The organism is Streptomyces sp. Ru62 (assembly GCF_002920615.1).
Lineage (GTDB): Bacteria > Actinomycetota > Actinomycetes > Streptomycetales > Streptomycetaceae > Streptomyces.
In genome coordinates this window covers 146,973-169,598 of record NZ_PQSU01000014.1, presented here as the reverse complement: position 1 = coordinate 169,598, position 22,626 = coordinate 146,973, and the positions used below count along the sequence as shown (strand labels likewise).

24 protein-coding genes and 2 pseudogenes are annotated in these 22,626 nt (G+C 73.4%); 13 read left to right on the top strand and 13 right to left on the bottom strand.

Going from position 1 to position 22,626, the window contains the following annotated elements; translation table 11 throughout:
• Positions 1 to 2: 2 nt before the first annotated feature.
• Positions 3 to 413: pseudogene (locus tag C3492_RS44690) on the top strand (Type 1 glutamine amidotransferase-like domain-containing protein); the annotation flags it as partial.
• A gap of 180 nt (positions 414 to 593) precedes the next feature.
• Here the strand turns inward: C3492_RS44690 and C3492_RS20715 are convergent.
• A complete protein-coding gene (locus C3492_RS20715; protein WP_103813235.1) occupies positions 594 to 2,045 on the bottom strand; it encodes a WGR domain-containing protein in 1,452 nt (483 codons plus the stop codon).
• A gap of 292 nt (positions 2,046 to 2,337) precedes the next feature.
• Positions 2,338 to 3,042, bottom strand: coding sequence for an SDR family oxidoreductase (locus tag C3492_RS20710; protein WP_103813234.1), 705 nt, complete (start codon positions 3,040 to 3,042; stop codon positions 2,338 to 2,340).
• A 738-nt stretch (positions 3,043 to 3,780) separates the two neighbouring features.
• Between C3492_RS20710 and C3492_RS20705 the strand changes: the two genes are divergently transcribed.
• Entirely contained in the window at positions 3,781 to 4,575 is a 795-nt protein-coding gene (locus C3492_RS20705) for an SAM-dependent methyltransferase (RefSeq protein ID WP_181140474.1), read from the top strand.
• A gap of 455 nt (positions 4,576 to 5,030) precedes the next feature.
• Positions 5,031 to 6,509, top strand: coding sequence for a glutamate-cysteine ligase family protein (locus C3492_RS20700; protein WP_103813232.1), 1,479 nt, complete (start codon positions 5,031 to 5,033; stop codon positions 6,507 to 6,509).
• A 114-nt stretch (positions 6,510 to 6,623) separates the two neighbouring features.
• Here C3492_RS20700 and C3492_RS20695 read toward each other — a convergent pair whose 3' ends face one another.
• Complete coding sequence (locus C3492_RS20695) at positions 6,624 to 7,016, bottom strand: helix-turn-helix domain-containing protein (protein WP_103813231.1); 393 nt, start codon at positions 7,014 to 7,016, stop codon at positions 6,624 to 6,626.
• A 130-nt stretch (positions 7,017 to 7,146) separates the two neighbouring features.
• On the opposite strand from C3492_RS20695, the gene C3492_RS20690 reads away from it, so the two are divergent.
• Entirely contained in the window at positions 7,147 to 7,797 is a 651-nt protein-coding gene (locus C3492_RS20690; protein ID WP_103813230.1) for an FMN-dependent NADH-azoreductase, read from the top strand.
• Positions 7,798 to 7,875: 78 nt separating this feature from the next.
• Here the strand turns inward: C3492_RS20690 and C3492_RS20685 are convergent, their stop codons facing one another.
• Together C3492_RS20685 and C3492_RS20680 are read right to left on the bottom strand one after the other, a co-directional pair.
• Positions 7,876 to 8,637: a hypothetical protein gene (locus tag C3492_RS20685; protein WP_103813229.1), complete on the bottom strand. Its 762-nt coding sequence runs from the start codon at positions 8,635 to 8,637 to the stop codon at positions 7,876 to 7,878.
• 38 nt (positions 8,638 to 8,675) lie between these two features.
• On the bottom strand, positions 8,676 to 9,422 hold the full coding sequence (locus tag C3492_RS20680) for a FadR/GntR family transcriptional regulator (RefSeq protein ID WP_103813228.1): 747 nt from the start codon (positions 9,420 to 9,422) through the stop codon (positions 8,676 to 8,678).
• A gap of 104 nt (positions 9,423 to 9,526) precedes the next feature.
• Here C3492_RS20680 and C3492_RS20675 point away from each other — a divergent pair, with 104 nt between their 5' ends.
• The 9 genes from C3492_RS20675 to C3492_RS20635 all read left to right on the top strand — a co-directional run bounded on the left by C3492_RS20675 (position 9,527) and on the right by C3492_RS20635 (position 17,335).
• The gene (locus tag C3492_RS20675) at positions 9,527 to 10,558 is read left to right on the top strand and encodes an ABC transporter ATP-binding protein (RefSeq protein WP_103813227.1); all 1,032 of its coding nucleotides are present in this window, start codon (positions 9,527 to 9,529) and stop codon (positions 10,556 to 10,558) included.
• A gap of 43 nt (positions 10,559 to 10,601) precedes the next feature.
• Positions 10,602 to 11,801 carry an ABC transporter substrate-binding protein gene (locus C3492_RS20670; protein ID WP_103813226.1) on the top strand — a complete coding sequence of 400 codons (1,200 nt, stop codon included), beginning with the start codon at positions 10,602 to 10,604 and terminating at the stop codon, positions 11,799 to 11,801.
• Between the two features lie 3 nt (positions 11,802 to 11,804).
• Positions 11,805 to 12,698 carry an ABC transporter permease gene (locus C3492_RS20665; RefSeq protein WP_103813225.1) on the top strand — a complete coding sequence of 298 codons (894 nt, stop codon included), beginning with the start codon at positions 11,805 to 11,807 and terminating at the stop codon, positions 12,696 to 12,698.
• A gap of 41 nt (positions 12,699 to 12,739) precedes the next feature.
• Positions 12,740 to 13,555 (top strand): ABC transporter permease, encoded by an 816-nt coding sequence (locus C3492_RS20660; protein WP_103813224.1) that lies wholly within the window; start codon positions 12,740 to 12,742, stop codon positions 13,553 to 13,555.
• A gap of 33 nt (positions 13,556 to 13,588) precedes the next feature.
• A complete protein-coding gene (locus C3492_RS20655) occupies positions 13,589 to 14,269 on the top strand; it encodes a maleylpyruvate isomerase N-terminal domain-containing protein (RefSeq protein ID WP_103813223.1) in 681 nt (226 codons plus the stop codon).
• Between the two features lie 91 nt (positions 14,270 to 14,360).
• Entirely contained in the window at positions 14,361 to 14,642 is a 282-nt protein-coding gene (locus tag C3492_RS20650; RefSeq protein WP_103813222.1) for a hypothetical protein, read from the top strand.
• 70 nt (positions 14,643 to 14,712) lie between these two features.
• Positions 14,713 to 15,516, top strand: a complete 804-nt coding sequence (locus C3492_RS20645) for a YqjF family protein (protein WP_374938357.1) — start codon at positions 14,713 to 14,715, stop codon at positions 15,514 to 15,516.
• Positions 15,513 to 16,055, top strand: a complete 543-nt coding sequence (locus C3492_RS20640; protein WP_103813221.1) for a hypothetical protein — start codon at positions 15,513 to 15,515, stop codon at positions 16,053 to 16,055. Before C3492_RS20645 ends, C3492_RS20640 begins: the two co-directional genes overlap by 4 nt.
• A 398-nt stretch (positions 16,056 to 16,453) precedes the next feature.
• Positions 16,454 to 17,335, top strand: coding sequence for a DMT family transporter (locus C3492_RS20635; RefSeq protein ID WP_103813220.1), 882 nt, complete (start codon positions 16,454 to 16,456; stop codon positions 17,333 to 17,335).
• A gap of 6 nt (positions 17,336 to 17,341) precedes the next feature.
• On the opposite strand, the gene C3492_RS20630 is transcribed toward C3492_RS20635, so the two are convergent.
• The 8 genes and pseudogenes from C3492_RS20630 to C3492_RS46920 form a co-directional block, all read right to left on the bottom strand.
• Positions 17,342 to 17,785, bottom strand: coding sequence for a MarR family winged helix-turn-helix transcriptional regulator (locus tag C3492_RS20630; RefSeq protein ID WP_103813219.1), 444 nt, complete (start codon positions 17,783 to 17,785; stop codon positions 17,342 to 17,344).
• A 30-nt stretch (positions 17,786 to 17,815) separates the two neighbouring features.
• Complete coding sequence (locus C3492_RS20625; protein ID WP_219822084.1) at positions 17,816 to 18,904, bottom strand: alpha/beta hydrolase; 1,089 nt, start codon at positions 18,902 to 18,904, stop codon at positions 17,816 to 17,818.
• Positions 18,905 to 18,912: 8 nt separating this feature from the next.
• Positions 18,913 to 19,884, bottom strand: a complete 972-nt coding sequence (locus tag C3492_RS20620; protein WP_103813218.1) for an amidohydrolase family protein — start codon at positions 19,882 to 19,884, stop codon at positions 18,913 to 18,915.
• Positions 19,868 to 20,290 (bottom strand): XapX domain-containing protein, encoded by a 423-nt coding sequence (locus C3492_RS20615; RefSeq protein WP_103813217.1) that lies wholly within the window; start codon positions 20,288 to 20,290, stop codon positions 19,868 to 19,870. The genes C3492_RS20620 and C3492_RS20615 overlap by 17 nt, the downstream gene beginning before the upstream one ends.
• Entirely contained in the window at positions 20,287 to 20,433 is a 147-nt protein-coding gene (locus tag C3492_RS20610; RefSeq protein WP_103813216.1) for a DUF1427 family protein, read from the bottom strand. Before C3492_RS20610 ends, C3492_RS20615 begins: the two co-directional genes overlap by 4 nt.
• Positions 20,434 to 20,438: 5 nt before the next feature.
• A complete protein-coding gene (locus C3492_RS20605; RefSeq protein WP_103813215.1) occupies positions 20,439 to 20,999 on the bottom strand; it encodes a quercetin 2,3-dioxygenase in 561 nt (186 codons plus the stop codon).
• Between the two features lie 197 nt (positions 21,000 to 21,196).
• Positions 21,197 to 21,679 carry a carboxymuconolactone decarboxylase family protein gene (locus tag C3492_RS20600; RefSeq protein WP_103813214.1) on the bottom strand — a complete coding sequence of 161 codons (483 nt, stop codon included), beginning with the start codon at positions 21,677 to 21,679 and terminating at the stop codon, positions 21,197 to 21,199.
• A gap of 117 nt (positions 21,680 to 21,796) precedes the next feature.
• A pseudogene (locus C3492_RS46920) lies at positions 21,797 to 22,211 on the bottom strand (alpha/beta hydrolase); the annotation flags it as partial.
• Positions 22,212 to 22,626 lie beyond the last annotated feature (415 nt).

The following is a 22,626-nucleotide window of genomic DNA, read 5'->3' as shown; positions in this document are numbered from 1 at the left end:
GGGCCCAGGACGTGATCTACGTCGGCGGCGGCAACACCCGCGAACATGGCGGCCGTCTGGCGCGTGCACGGGGTGAACCGGCTGCTGCGGGAGTCCTGCGACCGGGGGACGCTGCTGTGCGGGATCAGCGCCGGCGCCAACTGCTGGGCCGACGCCTCGCACACCGACTCCTTCGGTCCGCTCGCCTCCCTGCGGGACGGGCTGGGCCTGCTGCCGGGTTCCGTGTGCCCGCACCACGGCAGCGAACCGGGCCGCCGCCTCCCTACCGGCAAGCCGTCGCCGAGGGAGCGCTGCCCGCCGGCTGGGCGCTGGAGGACGGCGGGAGCCCTGTTCACGGACGGACGCCTGACGGAGGCGGTGACGCGGAGGCCGGGGCATGGCTGTACCGGGTGAAGCCGGCGGCGCCGGGTGAGCCGGGGAGGCCGGGTGAGCCGGGGAAGGCCGGGGCGCCGGGTCAGCCGGGGAGGCCGGGGGCGCCGGGCGAGCCGGGGCGACCATGGGCGCCGCTGAGGCCGGGAACGCCGGGTGACCGGGGGGCGTCGACGAGCCCCCGGTGCGCTGTCTCCCGCTCGGCGCGGTGCCGTGACGCGGTGTCAGAGCAGGCGGCGGATGTCGCCGCGGACGCGGTAGAAGCCGCCCGCCGCCGGGTGCAGGGCGTCCACGACGTACCGTGCGCCGGGTTCGCGTATCGCGCGCGGGAACTGGACGTTCCAGGAGGAGTCGTAACCGTCGGAGACGACGTGCACGCGCAGTCGGCCGCTCTCCTGGACGCACTCGACCACCACCGAGCCCGCGGGCGCCTGGGCGATCGTGGCCACCGCGGCGACCGCCGTGGCCGGGGCGTACGTCGGCGTGGCGGCGGCGAGTTTGACGTCCCGCACCACCGGCACCGTGCCCTGCTGGGCCGCCGAGACGGCTGCCTCGCTCGCGTCGACGCACACCAGCGAACCGTCGGTGGTGACCAGGTACAGCCGTTCGTCGCGGTACTGCATCGACAGTGCCGAGCCGCTGCCCGTGCCGAGCTTCCACAGGCGGGTGCCGTCCTGGTCGAAGCAGTAGACGGACGAGGCCGCGTCCCCGGCGAACACGAACCGGCCGCCGGGCGAGGTGGCGCACGAGTACACCGCACTGTCGCACGCGTACGTCGCCTCGATGGCGCCGGTGTCCTTCGACAGCCGCTGGACCACGCGGTGCGCGGTGCCCGCGTACACCGCGTCCCGTTCCTGCCAGCCGAAGAGCACGCCGCCCTTCGTGGGCGTGTGCCACAGCTCGCCGCCGCCGTCCGGGGCGTAGGCGGTGACGCCCCGGTGGTGGCCGTGGTAGACGGCCCGGTCGTCGGCGCGGACCATCCAGGCGTGCTCGCCCTGGCTGCGGCGGGACCACTGGTGTTCGTCCTCGTGGTCGATGACGGTGAGCCGGCCGTCCCGGTCGGAGACGTCGAGGACACCCTCGTGGATGTCCAGCCAGAAGATGTCGACGTCCGCGGCGATGTCGTAGGCGGCGAAGGGGAGTTTGGAGGACAGGTCGTAGACCTTGCCGTCGTCGCAGCCGGCGTAGATCCAGAAGTCGTCCGCGACCAGGCACTTCACACCGTCGGGCAGGCTGAACCGGGCCAGGACGGCGCCCTGGTGGTCCAGGGTGTAGACGTCACCGGCCTGGTTGCCCACCCAGCAGTGGTCGTCGTCGACATGGATGCCGAACGCGGCGGAGCCGGTGCGGAAGCGCCACAGCACCGGGGCCACGGCACGGGCGGTGGACGGCGCGGAGCTCACCTGGCGGCGGGTCACCGCGCGGGGCGCCCGCTGTCCCCGGACCGCCGGGGCGTATCCCTTGCGGACCTTCTCCCCCACCTTCCTCGCGGCGGCGGCCCGGGCCTTCTCCGCGGTCGGGAACGTCGTCGTCTGCGTCTGTCCGACCGCGCCGATCCTGCCGTACCGCACCGTCACCACCTGTCCGTCGACGGTGGCTTCGTAGAACTTGTGGGCGCCGTCGCCCTCCTGCGACAGCTCCAGATACGTCGTCGACACCGCGGACGCCGTGGACATGGCACACCCCTCCCCCAGACGGACCCGCGGCCGTTCCAGCAGGTCCTCGACTGCTCCTCACCGTAAGGGCACCCACTGACAATCACCCGAGCCCCGGGGCCGGCCCGGGGCGGGGAGCGACGGCGGCGGTCAGGCGCGGGGGCGACGGCGGCGGTCAGGCGCGGGCCAGGAGGTCGCGCAGGCCCCGTTCTGATGGGGAAGCGGGTCCTCGGCCAGGGGATTCGAGGCGTGGAGAGGCCGTCGCGGCAGCGCGGGGCCGACGGCTCGGGGCCGACGGCTCGGGGCCGTACGGCTAGGCCGACAGCTGCGGGTACATCGCGGCCAGGTCTCCGGAGAGGCCCGCCTTGACCTGCCGGCTGATGTCGTCCGCCAGCACCTCGTACGCCCCGGCCTCCACGCCGTCGAGGGCGAGGGCCGCGACGTCCCGCGGGGCGGACTTGGGCCCGTCCACATGTGCCGCCATGTCGGTGTCGACGTAGCCGACGTGCAGGCCGGTGACTCCGATGCCCCGGGGAGCCAGCTCCAGGCGGAGCGAGTTGGTCTGCGACCACAGGGCCGCCTTGGTCGCGCTGTACGAGCCGGCGATACCGATCCAGGAGAGGACGGAGTGGACGTTGAGGAGGTGGCCGCCGCCGTTGCGCTCGATGACCGGCGCGAGGGCACGGGTGACCAGCAGCGGTCCGTAGAAGTTGGTCTCGAACTCCCGGCGTACGTCCTCCACCGCGGCGTCCAGGAACGAGCGCGCGCCGACCGAGATGCCGGCGTTGTTGATCAGGACGGTGACGTCCTGGGCCTGCGCCGCCGCTGCCGCGACGGACGCGGGGTCGGTGACCTCCAGCGCGAGGGGTACGGCGTCGGGGTGCGTGACGCTGCGCGGGTCGCGGGCCGTGGCGTACACCTTGGCGGCGCCACGCGCGTACAGCTCCTCCACCAGCGCCTTGCCCAGACCGCGGCTGCCGCCCGTGACCAGCGCGACAGAGTTCTTGATCGACGTCATGTCCAGCTCCAAAATCGGAAACCGATCTGTTTCCAACACCGTAAACCGATCGGTTTCACATGGCAAGCCCGCCAGGGTGCATGCGAGCGCGATCGCCAAGGGTGGGCGAGGGCGGAGATGCCTCTGCGCGGGGCGGCGCGAGCGGGCGGGGTCCGGCGGGGCGGCGTGAGCGGGCGGGGTCCGGCGGGGCGGCGTGAGCGGGCGCGGTCCGACGAGTGCCGCGAGCGGGCGCGGTCCGACGAGCGCCGGGCGCGGGCGGGGTCCGACGAGTGCCGGGCGCGGTCCCGCGGGGCGGCGTGAGCCGGCGGGGTCCGGCGGGGTCCGGCGGGGCGGGGAACGGCCCGAGCGCGTGGATTCACCGTTCCCCGCTCCCGCCGGTCGGCCCGCCACCGCCATGCGGCCAGGCGACGTGCCGGTCCGTGGGGTCCGCACCGGCGGACGTGTCCGGATCCCGATCCTGTTCCGACCCTGCGGCGCCGGGTCCGTGCGGGCCAGCCGGAAGGGTCCGGCCGGGTGAGGCGACCCGCAGGCGGCGTGGGCTCGGCCCCGGCGGCACGGCCCCGGCACGGACGGCGTGGGGTCGGCGCGGGCTCGGCGCTCGCGGTCCTCGCGCCACATCACGTCGGCAGCCTGCGGGAACTCCCGAGGCGAGGACGGAAGTTGAGTGGTGATGTGGGAAGCTGTGGCCGGCCGTGTGCGGACCCAGGCCGTGACGGTCGTCGAGAGGAGCTCAGCGTGATGAAGGACGGCTTCGAGGCCGTGGACATCGACACCAGCAAACCGCATCCCGCGCGGATCTACGACTACCTGCTGGGCGGCAAGGACAACTACGAGGTGGACCAGCGGGCCGGTGACCAACTCGCCGCCGCGGCACCCGAGGCGCGGATCGGTGTGCGGGCCAACCGGGCCTTCCTGCAGCGCGCCGTCCGGTACGTCGTCGGCAGCGGGGTCCGCCAGATCCTGGACGTCGGCACCGGGCTGCCCACCTCGCCGAACGTGCACGAGGTCGCGCAGTCGGTGGCTCCGGACGTCCGCGTGGCCTACGTCGACAACGACCCGATCGTGGCCGCGCACGGCAACGCCCTGCTCAGCCGGTCCGGTACGACCCGCATCATCCTGGGCGACCTGCGGGACCCGCGGTCCGTCCTGGACCACCCCGGCGTCCGCCAGCTCATCGACTTCGACCAGCCGGTCGCCCTGCTCCTCGTCGCCATCCTGCACTTCCTCACCGAGGCGGACCGGCCCGCCGAGATCGTCGCCACGCTGCGCGACGCGTTGCCCGCGGGCAGTTTCCTGGTGCTCTCGCACGCCACCGGCGACTTCGCCGACCGCAGTGCCGCACAGGCCGTGTACTCCAACGCGACCGCCTCCCTGAACCTGCGCACCCACGCGGAGGTGCAGCGGTTCTTCGAGGGCTTCGACCTCGTCGAACCGGGCCTGGCCCAGGTGCCCTTCTGGCGCCCGGACGCCCCGCCGCCGCCCCACTCGGCCGAGATCGGCTTTTATGGCGGCGTGGCCCGCAAGACCGCCTGACCGACGGGCCCGGCCCGCGCGCGAACCTCGCGGCGCACGGGCCGACGGCACGGCAGCGGCCGACTCCACTGCCTCGCCCTGGGCGCGAGGCGGCTGCTGAGCGGGCGGGCCGGTCCGGTGGCCTCACCCGAGTCACCGACGGCCCTCTCACCCGGGCCACCGACGACGACCTTCTCAGCCCCCCGCGCGTACAGCCCTCCACGCGGCCGAATTCCACCGGGCGCAAGCCCGCCACGCCGTACGCCGCGTCACGGGGCGCATCCCGCCATCCCGTGACGTGATCACCGTCCTCGGCCTCCTCGCGGGCGAACCGGCCGGCGGGCACGGCCGCCCGCCCCCCGGACCGCACGCTCCCGTACGGCCGGCCCGGCCCCCCGCCCCGTCCGCTTGGTGGCCATCCGCCGCTGGTGCCACGCTGGGGGGAGAAGTGTCCGACGAGGGACGCTGGAGGGTCGATGGGGCGCGATGTCCCGGCGCTCGTCTTCACCCGCGAGGACCGCCGCCGGTACCGGATCAAGATGCAGGAGTGCCTGGACGCCTTCGCGCAGATGCTGCGCGAGGCACGGTTCGAGTCGGAGCGGCCGCAGGTCGGCCTGGAGATCGAGCTGAACCTGGTCGACGACGCCGCCGAGCCGGCGATGCGGAACAGCGATGTGCTGGAGGCGATCTCCGACCCGGCGTGGGCCACCGAGCTCGGCCGGTTCAATCTGGAGATCAACGTCCCGCCCCGGCGGCTGACGGCGGGCGGTCCGGACGCCTGGGAGTCGGAGATCCGGGCCGCGCTGAACCACGCCGACCAGCGGGCCCGCTCCGTCGGCACCCGCCTGCTCATGATCGGCATCCTGCCCACGCTGCGGCAGGAGGACATCGGCGAGGACACGCTGTCGGAGAATCCCCGCTACCGCCTGCTCAACGACCAGGTCTTCGCGGCCCGCGGGGAGGACCTGCGCATCGAGATCGACGGAGCGGACCGGTTGCACACCTACGCGGACACGATCACCCCGGAGGCCGCGTGCACGAGCACGCAGTTCCACCTCCAGGTGTCCCCCGAGGAGTTCGCCGGCTACTGGAACGCGGCGCAGGCGATCGCCGGGGTGCAGGTGGCCCTCGCGGCCAACTCCCCGTTCCTGTTCGGCAAGGAGCTGTGGCACGAGACGCGGATCCCGCTGTTCGAGCAGGCCACCGACACCCGCCCGGAGGAGATCAAGGTGCAGGGGGTACGGCCCCGGGTGTGGTTCGGGGAGCGGTGGATCACCAGCGTCTTCGATCTGTTCGAGGAGAACCTGCGGTACTTCCCGGCCCTCCTGCCTTTGTGCGACGAGCAGGACCCGGCGGAGACGCTGGACCGCGGCGACATCCCCGAGCTGCCCGAGCTGACCTTGCACAACGGCACGATCTACCGCTGGAACCGGCCGGTCTACGCCGTCGCGAACGACCTGCCGCACATCCGGGTGGAGAACCGGGTGCTGCCCGCCGGACCCACCGTGGCCGACACCCTCGCCAACGGCGCCTTCTACTACGGCCTCACCCGGGCCCTGGTGGAGGAGGACCGGCCGGTGTGGTCGCGGATGTCCTTCTCGGCCGCCCGGGACAACCTGCACGCCGCCGCCCGGCACGGCATCGACGCGCTGCTGTACTGGCCCGGGATGGGCGAGGTGCCGGTGCCGGAGCTGGTGCTGCGGCGGCTGCTCCCGCTCGCGCACCGCGGGCTGGAGCACTCGGGCATGGACGCGGCGTGGCGGGAGCCGCTGCTCGGCGTCATCGAGCAGCGTTGTGTCACGGCACGCAACGGAGCGGTGTGGCAGAAGGAGATGTTCCGTCACCTCGCCGGCACCACGCACGCCGGCCGGCACGAGGCGCTGCGCCGGATGACCCAGGTGTACATCGACTACATGCACCTCAACGCGCCGGTGCACACCTGGCCGGTCGACTGACGCGGTTTCAGCCGCCACGTCGCCGGGTGACCATCGGGGAACACACCCCTGGGCGATCATGGGAGACCACCCCGCAGGGCGGTCACCGGCGGGCGGCCCCCGGGGCGCCCGCTCCTAGCTCCGCGCCCCGGCCGGCCGTTCCAGGCTGGTCTCGGGGCACCCCGAGACCTCCGGCAGATAGGTCTTGGCCCACTCCCCCAGTTTGCGCAGGGCGGGTTCCAGGGCGGCGCCGGACTCGGTCAGCCGGTAGGACACGCGCAGCGGGGGACCCTCGTCGACCTCGCGCAGGACGAGGCCGGCCGCGCCGAGCTCGGCGAGCCGGTCGGAGAGCATGCGCTCGCTGATGCCGGGGATGGCCCGCCGCAGGTCGGCGAAGTACGCGGGCTGTTCGACGAGGACGGCCACGATCGGCCCGCTCCAGCGTTTGCCGAGCAACTGGAAGACACGGGTGATGCCATCGTCCACCCGTTTGCACGCCGCGCTGTCGTGGTTCTGCTCCGCCGCCATGCCCCCAGCTTACTACCTCACCGTAGGGGGCTGAAGAAAAGTAAGTCGATGTGTTAAACATAGTTCTGAACGAAACGTGAGCCGGTGCCTCGGGCGTCCGGCCGCCCCGTCCCATTTCTGGAGATCCCCCATGCCCACCCTGCTGCACATCGACTCGTCCGTGTTCTCGACCGAGGCGTCGGCTTCCCGCGCCGTGACGGAGGCCTTCCGCAAGCACTGGGAGGAGCAGCACCCCGACGGCACGGTCATCTACCGGGACCTGGCCGCGGAACCCGTGCCGCACCTCTCGGCGGAGGCGCACGTCGCCGGCTTCGTCCCCCCGTCCGCGCACTCGCCCGAGCAGGCCGCCGTCTTCGCGGAGCGCGTCAAGCTGATCGAGGAGCTGGAGCGGGCCGACGCGGTGCTGATCGGCGCGCCGATGTACAACTACACGATCCCGTCGACCCTCAAGGCCTGGCTGGACAACGTGATCCTGTTCGGCCGCACCGCGGGCGAGACCCCGTCCGCCAAGGGCACCCCGGTGACCGTCGTCGCCAGCCGCGGCGGCTCCTACGCGCCGGGCACCCCGCGCGAGGGGTACGAGTACGTCCAGAACTACCTCACGGCCGTCCTCGCCGACGCCCTGGGCATGGACCTGGACTTCATCGTCCCGGAGCTGACCATGGCCCCGCAGAACCCGGCGATGGCCGAGCTGATCCCGCTGTACGAGGCCTCCCGGGACCAGGCCCTTGAGGCCGCGGCCAGCAAGGCCAAGCAGCTCGCGGAGCGCCTCGCGGCCTGACGCCCCCGTACCGCACGACAGACCCCGGGCACGGCCGGCCCGGGGTCACGCGCGTGCGCGCGGCCGGCCGGCGCGCGCTCAGGCCAGGACCAGCACCAGCGGCACCCCCGGACACGGCACCAGCCGCAGACCGTCGTACCCACCGGGCCGTCCGGCGGTGAGGAGCTCACCGAAGTCCGGGCCCTTGGTGAGGGAACCGGCCAGGTGGGCCGGGTCGGCAGAGGCGGCGACCCGGCCGCGGGCGTTCACCAGGTGGGCCGACCGGGGCAGGCGCCGCAGCAGCGGGAGCACGGCCGCCTCGAAGTGCCGCAGGTAGACGTCGGCCGCGGCGACTCCGGCGAACCGCCCCTGGATCCGCACCGGTTCGGACAGGGTGAGGCTGTACTCGTCGGAGCAGAGGTAGTCCACGTACGGTCCGGCGACGGCCCGGCGCCCGGTGTCGCGGGGCAGCGCGAACCAGTCCCAGTGCGTGTAGTCGGAGTAGGCCGACCGTCCGGGGTCGAGGTCGAGGAGCAGCGGGCGCACGGCGCCGTCGGCGCCCGCCTGCCACCACTCCAGCCAGGCCGGCACGTCGGCCAGCAGTCCGGGGGCCGCGACGAAGCCGGCGCCGGAGACCAGTTCCTCGTGGCGCAGCCGCAGATGGAGGCCGGGGCGCAGCGCGGCGAGGTCGCGGCTGGCGGGCCGGCGCCCCTCGGCGGCCACCCGCTCCAGCACGGCCGCGGTGTCTGCACGGGTGGCGGCGACCGATGCGAAGACGGCCTCCAGCGCGCCGCACACCCGCGCGGCCACCCACGCCTCCTGGTCCGTCGCGACAGTGGCGAGCCCGGCGCTGACGCCCATGGTGTCCTCCAGCGGACGAAGAACCGGACGCGGCGCGGTCAGAGGGTGAGACGTACGGCGACGAGCCGCGCCGTCGACTCCCTGACGCACCGCTCGGCCAGCGTGCCGGCCGTTTCGTGCGCCCCATCTTGCACGGCGCAGATGACAGCGCGATGACGGTCCGCAACTTCTTCACGATATGCGTCGTCGGCCAGGACCAGACAGAGCAGGGCACCCACGTCGCTCTGCAGGGCGACCTGTTCACGGGTGAGCCGGGCGGACTGCGCGGCGGCGGCGAGTTCGACGTGGAAGCGGCCGTACAGCCGGCTGCGCGCCGCCGTGTCCCCGGCGTGCGCCAGCTCCTCGGCCGTACGGCGCAGGGGCTGGAGGTCCGCGGGCTCGGTGCGCTGGGCGGCGAGCCGGGCGGCGGCACCGGACAGGGCGGCCCAGTGGTCGCCGAGGTCGCGCAGCTCCTCGGTGCTCCAGCCGCGCAGCCGGACCCTGAGCCGGTCGTCGGCGGGGACGTCGGGCAGGGAGACGAAGCTGCCCCCGCCGCGACCCCGGCGCGTGGTGACCAGGCCCTGCTGTCGCAGCGCCATGAGCGCCTCGCGCAGGGTGACCGTGGAGACGCCGAGCCGGCCGGCCAGTTCGCTCTCGCCGGGAAGCTGCTCGCCGTCGGCGAGGAGGCCCAGCTCGATGGCGTCGCCGAGGCGGCGGACGACGGCGTCCACACGGGCCCGGCTGTCCACCGGGCTGAAGACCGCCTCGCGGGCGCCTCCGTCGATCTCGTGCTGCCTCACGGCCATCACCTCGTGCGTTGACTCAAGCTTTACCTTAAGGGGACCTTGAGCTATGACCTATGACTTCATATGTTTACGGTCAACGTTCAGCGCGCCAGAAAGGTTCCCGTATGGAGGGGATGGCCATCCGGCTCCAGGGCCTGCGGAAGTCGTTCGGCGGGACCACCGCCGTCGACGGGGTCGACCTGGAGGTCCGGGACGGCGAGTTCTTCTCGATGCTCGGCCCGTCCGGCTCCGGGAAGACGACGGTGCTGCGCCTCGTCGCCGGGTTCGAGACCCCCGACGAGGGCCGGATCGAACTCGCCGGGCAGGAGGTCACCGGTCTCGCCCCGTTCGAACGGGACGTGCACACCGTCTTCCAGGACTTCGCCCTGTTCCCGCACATGACGGTCGAACAGAACGTCGCCTACGGGTTGCGGGTCCGCCGGACACCCAAGGCGGAACGCCTGGTCCGGGCCCGCAAGGCGCTGGCCGAGGTGCGCCTCGAAGGCTACGGCCAGCGGCGGCCCGCCCAGCTCTCCGGCGGGCAGCGCCAGCGCGTCGCGCTCGCCCGCGCGCTCGTCGGCCGCCCCCGCGTCCTGCTCCTGGACGAGCCGCTCGGCGCGCTCGACCTGAAGCTGCGCGAGCAGATGCAGGTCGAACTCAAAGCCATCCAGCGGGAGGTGGGCATCACCTTCGTCTTCGTCACCCACGACCAGGAGGAGGCCCTGACGATGAGCGACCGGATCGCCGTGTTCGACCAGGGCCGCATCGCCCAGGTCGGCACCCCCGCGGAGATCTACGAACGCCCCGCGACCCCCTTCGTCGCCTCCTTCGTCGGCACCTCCAACCTGCTGGAGGGCGAGGCGGCCCACCGGATCACCGGCTCCGCCGGCACGTACAACATCCGTCCGGAGAAGATCCGCGTCCTGAAGGAGTCCGCCGAGGCCGACGAGCCCGGGCACGCCACGGCCACCGGCACCGTCGCCGAGGTCGTCTACCTCGGCGACGCCACCCGTTTCCTGGTCGACCTGGACGGCGGCGGCCGGCTCACCGCGCTCCAGCAGAACCTGGAGACCTCCTCCGCGGACGTCGCCGCCTACCGCGGCACCCGGGTCCGCCTCCAGTGGCACCGCCGGCACGCCGTCCGGCTCCCCTCCTGACACCGTCCCCCACCCTCCTGACACCGTCCCCCTGGAGAACGCCGTGCGTCTCGCCCGTACCCTGCGCGCCTCAGCCGTCTGCGCCGCCACTCTGCTGCTCGCCGCCGCCTGCGACTCCTCCGGCTCCGGCGGTACGTCCGCCACCGGCCTCAACCCGCCCGACCTCAAGGCCCCCGCGAAGCTCGGCAGGACGGAGGGCCAGGTCAACCTCGTCGCCTGGGCCGGCTACGTCGAGGACGGCTCCAACGACCCCAAGGTGGACTGGGTGTCCGACTTCGAGAAGCAGACGGGGTGCCAGGTCCACTCGAAGGTCGCCGCCAGCTCGGACGAGATGGTCAAGCTGATGAAGACCGGCGAGTACGACGCCGTCTCCGCCTCCGGCGACGCCTCGCTGCGCCTGATCGCCTCCGGTGACGCGGCCCCCGTCAACACCGATCTGGTCCCCCACTACAAGGACGTCTTCAGCGGGTTGAAGAACGGTGCCTGGAACTCGGTGAAGGGCAAGATGTACGGCATCCCGCACGGCCGGGGCGCCAACCTGCTGATGTACAACACCGCGAAGGTCAAGCCGGCGCCCACCTCCTGGTCCGCCGTCTTCGACGACGCCGCGCGGTACAAGGGGCACGTCACCGCGTACGACTCGCCGATCTACATCGCCGACGCCGCCCTGTACCTCAAGGCCACCAAGCCGGAGTTGAAGATCAAGGACCCGTACGCGCTCGACCAGAAGCAGTTCGACGCGGCCGTGGCACTGCTGGAACAGCAGAACGCGAACGTGGGCGAGTACTGGAGCGACTACCTCAAGGAGGTCTCCACGTTCAAGAGCGGGGACTCGGTCGTCGGCACGACCTGGCAGGTCATCGCCAACCTCGCCGCCTCCGAAGGCGCGAAGGTCAAGGCGCTGGTCCCGAAGGAGGGCTCGACCGGCTGGTCGGACACCTGGATGGTCTCCGCCAAGGCCAAGCACCCCAACTGCGCCTACAAGTGGCTGGACTGGATCGTCTCCCCCAAGGTCAACGCCCAGGTCGCCGAGTACTTCGGCGAGGCCCCCGCCAACTCCAAGGCGTGCGCCGAGACCAGCGACAAGAACTTCTGCACCGTCTACCACGCCGCCGACGAGAACTACTGGAAGAAGATCGCGTTCTGGAACACGCCCATCGAGCAGTGCCTCGACGGCCGCAAGGACGTCCGTTGCGTCCCGTACGCCAAGTGGGTGCAGGCCTGGACCGAGATCAAGGGCTGAGCCGTGACGACCGATCTGCCGACCGCCGCCGGCCGGGGCACCGTCCGGCGGCTCGCCGGAACCCTGCACCGCAGACCCCGGCTGCGGCTGGCCCTCCTGCTCACCGCCCCGCTGCTGTGGCTCGCCGTCCTCTACCTCGGCTCCCTCGCGGTGCTGTTCGTCTCCGCCTTCTGGACGACGGACTCCTTCACCTCCCAGGTGGTGAAGGTCTGGTCGACGGACAACTTCCACGCGCTGTTCACGACACCGGTCTTCCGTCAGGTGATCCTGCGCAGCGTCGGGGTGGCCCTCGCGGTGACCGCGCTGTGCGCGGTGATCGCCTTCCCGGTCGCCTTCTACACCGCGCGCGTGGCCCGGCCGAAGTGGCGTCCGCTGCTCGTCGTGGCCATCCTCACCCCGCTGTGGGCGAGTTACCTGGTCAAGGTGTACGCATGGCGGCTGATCCTCTCCGAGGGCGGCCTCGCCGACTGGATGCTCACGCCGTTCGGACTGAACGGTCCCGGCTACGGGCTGCCCGCCACGGTCCTCACCCTGACCTACCTCTGGCTGCCGTACATGATCCTGCCGATCCACACGGCGCTGGAGCAGCTCCCGGCCAACCTGCTGGACGCCTCCGCCGACCTCGGGGCACGGCCGGGGCGGACCTTCCGCTCGGTCGTCCTGCCCATGGTGCTGCCCTCGGTCGCCGCCGGCTCGGTGTTCACCTTCTCGCTCAGCCTCGGTGACTACATCACCGTGCAGATCGTCGGCGGCAAGACCCAGCTGATCGGCAACCTCGTGTACTCCAACATCGAGCTCAACCTGCCCATGGCCGCCGCCCTCGGCACCGTGCCCGTGGCGGTGATCGTCCTGTACCTGCTGGCGATCCGCCGTACGGGCGCCCTGAACAGCCTGTAGCCCGCCCGCACACCCGTCGGAAGCTGGAGAAGAAGAGCGCCATGCACCTCAGCCGCACCGCGCGCATCGCCCTGCGCATCGGCGCCGGGCTCGGCTTCGCGGTGATCTACGTCCCGCTGCTGCTCGTCCTGGTCAACTCCCTCAACCCGGACCGCAGCGCGAGCTGGCCACCGCCGGGCCTCACCGTGCACTGGTGGTCGGTGGCCGCGCACAACTCCGGTGCCCGCGAAGCCCTGTGGGTGTCGGTCAAGGCGGGGCTGGGGGCGACCGCCGTCGCGCTGGTCCTCGGCACGCTGATCGCGTTCGCCGTGGCCCGGCACCGCTTCTTCGGCCGGGACACGGTGTCCTTCGTCGTGGTGCTGCCGATCGCGCTGCCCGGCATCGTCACGGGCATCGCCCTCAACTCGGCCTTCAGCACGGTGCTGGAGCCGCTCGGCGTGGGACTGGGGCTGTTCACCGTGATCGTCGGACACGCCACCTTCTGCATCGTCGTGGTCTTCAACAACGTGGTGGCCCGGCTGCGCCGAACCGCCGGCTCGTACGAGGAGGCGGCCATGGACCTCGGCGCGACCAGCTTCCGCGCCTTCGTGGACATCACCTTCCCGCTGGTCCGCTCCGCGCTGCTGGCGGGCGGCCTGCTCGCCTTCGCCCTGTCCTTCGACGAGATCGTGGTCACCACGTTCACCGCGGGGCCGGGCATCGAGACCCTGCCCATCTGGATCTTCGACAACATGACCCGGCCGCAGCAGGCTCCGGTGGTGAACGTCGTGGCCGCCGTCCTCGTCCTGCTGTCGGTGATCCCGATCTACCTGGCCCAGCGGCTGTCGGCGGACACGGCGACCTCCAGCCGGGTATGAGTGCGCCGGGTGACACGAGGAACGAGGGAACGCATGAACACCACTGATCCCGCCGGCCCGGCGCGGGCCCTGCGCGCGTCGTACGGGGCCGCCTCGGCGGCCGTCGCGGACCTGGACGACGAGGAGTCCTGGCTGCCGACCGGCTGTACCGGCTGGGCGGTCCGCGATCTCGTCTTCCACTGCCTCCAGGACGCCCAGCGCGCCCTGGTGGCCCTGCACACACCGGTCCGGGAACCGGCGGACCGGGACGCGGTGACCTACTGGCAGGACTGGCAGCCGGGCACCACCGGGGCCGCGAACGGCCGGCGCTGGGTACGGGTGAACGGCAGCATGTTCCTGGACTTCGGCCAGCTGCGCGGCCTGTACCTGGAGACGCTGGCAGCGACCGTGCACGCGGCGGAGGCGGCCGATCCCGCGCAGCGCGTCGCCACCCAGGGGCACGTGCTCACGGCCGGGGACCTGCTGACCACCCTGGCCGTGGAGGCGACCGTGCACCACCTCGACCTGACCGTCCGGCTCCCGCGCGCACCGAAGCCGGCGCCCGAGGGCCTGACCGCGGTACGGGCCACCCTGGACGGGCTGCTCGGCCGGCCCGCGCCCCCGGACTGGACCGACGAGCACTACGCGCGCGTGGGCACCGGCCGGGCCCCGCTCACCGGCGCCGACCGGGCCGCGCTGGGCACGACGGCGGACCGGTTCCCGCTCTTCGGCTGAGACCCGGCCGGGCACACCCAACACGGGGACACGCACGGCGACACCTGCGCGGTGCGGGCGCGGACGGCGGTGTTGATGGAAGCCTGCGCCCATGAAGATCCCTCCCGCCATCACCCGTTACGTCGACCGGGTCACCGCCGGCCCGGGCGGCGCGATGACCGACGAGGTCGGCGTCATCACCGGCGACCTCACCGTCGCGACCATCCTGAGCGCCGACGGCCACAGCGTGCGGGTCGTCGTCCAGCACGCCGGCAGCGACACCTGGTACACGCTCGCCGGCAGCCCCGCCCCCGTGCCCGCCGGTCAGCTCGCGGCCTACCACCGGGACCTGCTGGGCCGGATCCGCCGCGGGGGCGGCACCCGGGCCACCTGAGCCGGTGCGCCCCGGGCAGGCCGGCCCGCTCCCCTGGTTTCGGCGCGGGCCCCCGGGGGAGTCGGTGCGCGTGGTCTCGTACGGAGCGGAGGAGCGCGTGTATTTGCCCGCGCTGTGTGCCGGCTGGCTGACCCAGACCTTCGTGCACTGGGCGTACGCCCCCGACCAGGTCCAGCGTCTGCTGCCCGACGGTCTGGTGGTGGACACGTTCGACGGCGCCGCGTGGGTGAGCCTCACCCCGTTCGTCATGGCCGACGTGCGCCCGCCCGGGATCCCGCTCGCGCTGCCCTCGTTCCCCGAGACCAATCTGCGGACCTATGTGCGCGACCGGAACGGCCGGGAAGGGCTCTGGTTCCTGTCCATCGAGGTGTCCTCCCCGGTGATGCTGGCCGCCCGCGCGGTCGGGGTGCCCTACCACGTGGGCCGCCTGGAGGTGGCACGCCGAGGGGACACCGTGCTCTACACCGGCGTCCGGCGACGCGGCGGGCCCTCGTACGAGGTGACCGTCCGCCCGGGCGAGCCGGTCCGGCCCGGCCCCCTGGACGTATGGCTGACCTCGCGGTGGCGGGCCTTCACCCGGCGGCTCGGCGCGCTCTGGGAGACGCCCGTCGAACACGCGCCCGGGCCGGTGCGCGAGGCTCGGCTCGACACCGTCGAGGAGAGCCTCACCCGGGCGGCGGGGTTGCCGCGGCCCTCGACCGCACCGCTCGTGCACTACTCGGACGGCCTGCACAAGGTACGCCTGGGCATCTCGCACCCCGTACGGCCGGTTCACGGCCGGGGTGCGGGCGACGGCCCGCCGGCCGCACCGCGGCCACGACCCCATGGCACCCACGCACGACCCCATGGCACCCACGAAGGAGGCGCCCGATGAACCGTCCCGCCACCCCCGGCCCCCAGACCACGGGCGGCGCCGACATGAAGCTGCTCGGCATCTACCTCAACGACCACCTCGCCGGTGCCACGGCGGGCACCCAGCGGATCGGCCACCTGGTGCGGTCCGCCCGGGGCTCCGCGCTCGGCAGAGCCCTCGGGCCGGTCGCCGTGGAGATCGGCGAGGACCGTGCGGCCCTGCTGGACATCATGCGGGACCTGGACGTGCCGGTGCGGCGCGCGAAGGTCTGCGCGGCCTGGACGGCCGAGAAGGTGGGACGCATGAAGCTGAACGGCCGTCTGGTCCGGCGTTCTCCGCTCAGCACGGTCCTGGAGCTGGAGGCGATGCGGCTGGCGGTCGAGGGCAAGGCCGCGGGGTGGCTCACCCTGCGCCGGCTCGCCGCGACCGACAAGCGCCTGGACCCCGGCCGGCTCGACACCCTCCTGGAACGGGCCCGGCGCCAGCAGGACACCGTGGAGGAGTGGCGTGTGCGCCAGGCGGACACGGCCCTGCGCGCGACCGGCCCGGCCACGGCGTGAGGTCCCTGCCACGGCGCGACCTCCCGGCCCCGCCCGGCGAACACCGGCCGGCGGGCTCCGGCACCGACCGGCACCCCACGGACTCGCAGACCCCGGCACCGACCGGCACATCCTGAGCACCGGGCGAGGGACCCCGGGCCCCGACCGGCGCACCCCGCGGCCCGATCGGCACATCCCGACCCCCGACCGGCGCACCCCGAAACCCCGACCGGCACACGCCCGCGAAGCGACACCGCACACCCCTGCGAAGCAACCCGCACACCGGGGCACCAGTCGGCAGGCCCCGGTGCGCCCCGGCGCGAGGAGGCTCCGGCCAGACCGCGGCGGGCCGTGCGGTTCCGTAGGCTGGGAAGGCCGGAAGCTCCTCCGGGAGACCGACCCGCAGGCAGGAGACGGTCGTGATCGAACTGGCCGCGGCGTTCGCCGTCGCGGGAGCGGCGAGCAACGCCGTGGGCACCGCCTTCCAGCGCAAGGCGGCGTCCGTCTCGCGGGGCAGCGGGATCCGGCTGGTCGCGGAGCTGGCACGCCGGCCGGCCTGGCTGATCGGCATGGCCGGCGTGGTCTGCGCCGCGCTGTTCCAGAGCCTCGCCCTGGTCAACGGCCCGCTCGCACTGGTCCAGCCGCTCTTCATCCTGGAGCTGCCCTTCGCGCTGCTCGTCGCCGCCCCGCTGATGCACCGGCGGCTGCCGCCCTGGGGCTGGTGGGGGGTGGGCGGCTGCGTGGCCGGGCTCGCCCTCCTGCTCGTCGCCGCCGCCCCGCACGGCGCCACCGACCAGGCACGGCTCGTCCGCTGGATCCCGGCCCTGTGTCTGTGTCTCGGCGCGATGGCCGGGGCCGTCCTGCTGGCCGGCCGGGGGCGGCCGCCGGCCCGGCGCGCCGCGCTGCTGGCGGCCGCGTCCGCGACCGGCAACGCCCTGACCGCCGCCCTGCTGAAGTCGGCCTCCGGCACATTCGCCGACCACGGCTTCGCGGCGTTCCTGCGGTCGTGGCAGACGTACGGCTTCGCGCTGGCCGGGGCGGCCTCCGTGGTCCTGCTGGAGAACGCGCTCCAGGCCGGCCCGCTGGCCGCCGCACAGCCCGCGCTGACCATCGGAGACGCGGTGGTGAGCCTGGCCCTGGGCGTCTTCCTGTTCGGCGAGCGGATCCGAACGGGCTGGTGGCTCGTACCGGAGGCGTGCGGGGCCCTGCTGATCGTGGCGGGCGTGCTGGTCCTCAGCCGGGCCGTCCAGCGGATCGTCATACTGCCGGTACCGGCCGGGGAGCGGCACCCCGCCACGTGAGGCGGCTCAGGGAGCGGCGACGAGCGGCGGCTCTCCCCAGTCGGACGTCAGCGCCTCCCGCAGGGCGCGGGCCGGGGCCGGCCCGATGCGCTCCACCAGCACCGACTCGATCACCTTGATCGTGGCCTGCGCCCGCTCGTGCACCCGCTGCCCCTCGGCGGTCGTACGGATCAGGCGCCGGCGCGCGGACTCGGGGTCGGGCACCTGCTCCAGCAGCCCCAGGCCGATCAGTCCGTGCACCGCCTGGTGGGCCGTCTGCCGGGTGACGCCGCTGCGCCGGGCGAGTTCCGAGACGGTGGTGCCCTCGGCGTCGAGCATCGCGAAGACGGACGCCTGCGCCGTCGTCACCGGCTGCTCACCCACCGCCTCCATGCTGGCGAACAGGGCGTCCTCGAACCAGCGGCGGGCCTCGGACAGGAGCTGGGGCAGGTTTGCGGCGCGATGACTCATGGCTCCTCGGAAGATCGGGTACCCAGGGGATTATCCTCCGGAGCAGTGTCGTGCGATGAAGGCGGCCGTCCTGGTGAAGCACCGCTCGACCTCGTCCTCCGCGGCCCCCACCCACAGGTGGTTCGCGCCGGGCACCCGAACATGGTCGACCGGGACCCGGGCGGCCCGCAGTGCGGCCGCGAGCCGGTCGCTCTGCGCGCAGGGCACGAGGTCGTCCCGGGTGCCGTGCAGCACCAGGAAGGGCGGTGCCTGGGGCGTCACCCGCAGCGCGGGGCTGGCGTCCCGGGCCCGGCCGGGTGCGTCGACGGGGGCGGCGCCGAGCAGCAGCGCCTCGGAAGTGGCCGGGTCGCGCGGGTCGAAGCGGCCCGGTGGCTGGTCCTCGGCGAGGCGGGTGAGGTCGGTGGGCGCGTACCAGGTGACGCAGCCGCGCACGGTCGCCGTGCCGGCACGGCCGTCGGCGGTGGTGAGCGCCGCGAGTGCCGCCAGGTGCCCCCCGGCGGACTCACCCCACAGGACCACCCGGTCGGCGTCCAGACCGAGGTCAGCGGCCCGGTTCCGCAGCCAGACCAGCAGCGCGCGCAGGTCGGTGACCTGAGCCGGGTGACGGGCTTCGCCGCTGAGCCGGTAGTCCGGGCAGGCCACGGCCACACCGCAGAGCGCGAGCCGGGCGAACGGTCCGGGCCGCCAGTGCCGGAACCGCGGTCCGGGGTCGTCACGCAGTCCTGTCCGCCAGCCGCCTCCGTGCACGAAGACGACGACCGGCACCGGCCCCCGCGCCTCCTCCGGCAGCCACAGATCGGCCTCCAGCGGCCGACTGCCGTCCGGCACGGCGTAGACGGCACCACGCACCAGCCGCACACCCGGGACGGGCCGCGCGGCCGACGGGAGGGGCAGCCGCAGGGGGTCCGGCGGGTCGAGGAGCTCCAGCGGGAAGCCGGGGGCGGGCGCGGTGCCCTCGTGCGGGGGATCTTGATCCATGGGGTCCTCGGGTACGGGTTCTTCGGGTACGGGTTCTTCGGGTAGGGGGACCGGGACCTTGACCACGGCCTCGTCGGGGACGGTGTCCTCGGGCACGGTGTCCTGGACAACAGCCTCCTCGGGCATGGCGTCCTCACGCACCGTGTCCTTCAGCGGGCGAGGCGCGGGAACAAGGTCAGCGCGTTGGTGGTGGTCAGGGAGCGCCAGCTGGTGCCCGGCACCGGTGCGGGTGCGCTCTCGAAGGAGGCGGCGTGCGCCCGGGCCGCGTCCTCCGGCGTCCAGCAGTAGTCGCTTCCGTACAGCAGCCGCGCCGGGTCGGCCAGGCCGAGCAGGGCCGGCACCTGGCGCGGGAAGCCCGGGCCGGCGAGGTCGTAGTACAGCCGGCGCAGCTGGGCGACGGCGTCCGGTGCCTGCCCCTCGTCCCGCATGAACAGTCGCAGGAAGCCGTCGATCCGGTCGGCCAGGACCGGGAGCGCGCCCCCGCAGTGCGGTACGACGACCTTGAGGTCCCGGTCGCGTTCGAGTGTCCCGGCGAAGAGCAGGTCGGTGACGGAGCGGGCGGTGTCGAAGACGAACTCCACCATGGGGCGCGGCCGGCCCAGCGCGGAGCGCTCCCAGCACACCGGTGACGTGGGGTGGACGAAGACGACGGCCCGGCGCCGGTTCAGTTCGGCGAACACCGGTTCCAGGCGGGGGTCGCCGAGGTAGACACCGTGGCTGTGGGTCTCCAGCACGACACCGTCGGCGTGCAGCTGGTCGAAGGCGTACGCGATCTCGGCGAGCGCGCCGTCGACGTCGGGCAACGGCAGCGAGGCGAACAGCCCGAAGCGCCCGGGGTGGTCCCGTACGATCCCGGCGCCGTCCTCGTTGACCTCGCGGGCCAGCGCTCGGGCGGCGGCCGGATCGCCGAAGGACACGCCCGGGGACGACACCGACAGCACGGCGGTGTCGATGCCGCTGCGGTCCATCAGCTCCAGATGCGCGCGGGCGGACCACACCGGCCAGGCGGGCACCCCGTCGGGCCGCTCGTGCCCGGCCGCCCTGGCCTGGCGGACGTAGGAGTCGGTGACGAAGTGGGCGTGGACGTCGACGAGTCCGGGGCGGTCAGCGGGCGGGTTCATCGGCGGCATCCTCGTGGGTGGGAGGGGAGTCGGACGGGGTGGGAGCGGGGGCGGTGTGCGGGGAATCCGGGGCCTCGGACGCCGGACCGGGGCCGGACGGAGCCGACGCCGGGGTCGTCCGGGCCGCGCGGGCGCGCTGCCGTACCGCCGACACCGCGCGTTCGCCGATCACGATGCCCAGCAACCCCGTCAGTCCCGGCAGAGGCGGGGCGGGTGAGCGGAGGCCGAGCAGCCAGTAGACGGCACCCATCAGACCCCCGGCGACGAAGGCGAGGCCGGCGGCCCGCAGGAAGCCGGCGGAACGGCGGACGCGGACAGCCAGGCGGCACCGGACGGCCCGGCGGCACCCTGCGGCCCGCACGACATCGGCCGCGGCGGAGCGCCGCGAGCCCTCCCCCGGCCTCACCGCAACTCCAGCAGGCTCTGCCCGAGCAGCATGCCGAGCAGGCCGAACAGGGCGACCGGCGGTGGGGCCGGCGACCTGACCCGCAGCAGCGCGTACAGGGCGCCGACCAGGGCACCCGCGCACAGGGCCCGGACGTACGGCACGCTTGTCAACTCCTGGTGCGCCACTGGTGGTCGGGCAGGAACCGCACGTCGTACCGCTGGGGGACGGTCGTGAACTTCTCCGGCTCGGGCACGAACGGCCGGGCGGGCAGGCCGAGTTCGTCCGCCGGGGTGCCGAGGGCCTCGAAGAACCGCTCGAAGGTGCCGTTCGGTCCGGCGGCGACGCCGACGATCTGTGAGTGGTGGCGCTCCATGCGGTAGGCGTGCGGGCAGTTCTTCGGGACGAAGCCGAAGTCCCCGGGCGTGAGCAGCTTCTCGTACTGCTCGCCCGCAAGGTCCTCCACGAAGAGCCGCACGGCGCCCTGGGTGATGTAGAAGACCTCGTAGGTGCCCGCGTGGGAGTGGGCGGGGATCACCTCCCCCTTCGGGCCTTCGCAGGTGAAAAAGTTGAACGCGTTCTCGGTCTGTTCGCCGCCCGCGTAGATCGTCACCAGGTCACCGAACAGATGCGCCCGGTCACCCAGGCCCTTCTCGATGAAGTACGGCTTGCCGGGCTCCGGGGGGATGAAGGAGCGGGCGCGATTCCGGGTGGCGTACTCGATGGTCATGCGGAACCTCCGGTTCTCTACGCATCAATGTCAGGCTACCTGACATTAAGTCTGTGACCAACCGGCGGCCGTCACCCGGCAGGACCGGAAGCCGGCGCTGTCAGGTGGCCGGACCCGGCGGTCCCGGAGACATGCACCCGGTCCACGCCGATCACGGCACGGGCGTCACGCCCGACAGCCGGTACGCCCGCGTCGCCTCACTGCTCGGCCCGCACCCGGTGCCGGCTCATGACGGAGACCCGGTTGAACGCGTTGATGGTCACGGCCACCCAGATCACGGCGGAGATCTGGTCGTCGGTGAGGACGTCCCGCGCCGTCGCGTAGGCGGCGTCCTGCGCGGCGGTGTCGGCCGCGGCCGTGGTCGCCTCGGCGAGGGCCAGGGCAGCTCGCTCGGCGGGCGTGAACAGGTCGGTGTCGCGCCAGGCGGCGAGCACGCCGAGGCGCTGCGGGGTGTCCCCCGCCCGCAGCGCCGCCCGGGTGTGCAGGTGCAGGCAGTAGGCGCAGCCGTTCAGCTGGGACACCCGGAGGTTGACCAGTTCCACCAGTACGCGGTCCAGGCCGGCGTCGGCGGCGACCGCGCGCACCGCCTCGGACGTCTGTACCAGCGCGTGGTACGCCTTGGGGCTCTGCTTGTCGATGTAGATCCGCCGGTCGGCGCCGGCCTGGACGGGGCTGGTCAACCTGGGCTCCTCCGAGTGGCAACTTTTGTTGAAGTTGAAACTATCACGGCCGGCCCGGCGGCGCGGGGGACGGCAGCACTGACGGGCGTCGGCCGCGGGCAGACGCGTACCCGGTGGTCAGCGAGTGGGGCAGGCGGGGTCACCGGGCGGGAGGTGGCCGGTCGCGAGGTAGCTGTTGACCGCGCCGTCCACGCACCGGCTGCCGAAGACGCCGTACACCGCTAGCTGGTCCGCTCCGCGCAGGGTCACCAGGCGGGAGCCGGGCCAGTCGCGGCGCACCGCCTCCGCCACGGGGTGGACGGTGCGCGGATCGCCGGTGGCGTTGACGAGCACGCCGCAGATCACGCCAGTACGTCTCCGGGTCACGCGGCGCGGCGAGCGGTGAGGAGATCAGGCCGGGCCCGTAGCGGGCGCCGGGCCAGAGCCGGTCGGGGTCGGCGGCCACCGTGCGCCGCATCTCGGCGCGCTGCCGTGCGGGCAGCAGCCGGCTGGTGAGCAGCGCGCGGGCGAACCGGGTCAGGCCGTCCGGCGTGGGACGCGTCCCGGGGCTGCTGCGCGGCGGCGGCCGGGGGGACGGAGGGGGTGACGGCCACCAGGCAGGCCGTGGCCAGGGCCGCGAGGCCGGTACGCCGGCGCCATGCGGAACCCCGTGGACGACGGGACGCGGAACCCGGTGCACGGGATGCGGAACCCCGTGGAGGGCGGGACGCGGAACCCGGTACACGGGACGCGCGACTCGGTGGACAGGAGGCGGGACTCGGTGGACACGAGGCGGGGCTCGGTGCACGAGACGCGGGGCTCGGTGCACCGGATGCGGGGCTCGGTAAGGAGATCGTCATGTCCCCCGACGCCAGGCGCCACCCGAGCCGCGTTCACTCCGGCGGGCAGGCGGTTCGGGGTGGGGCGCAGCACCAGCGCGCGTCCGGAGGCGAGCCCCCGCACGCGCC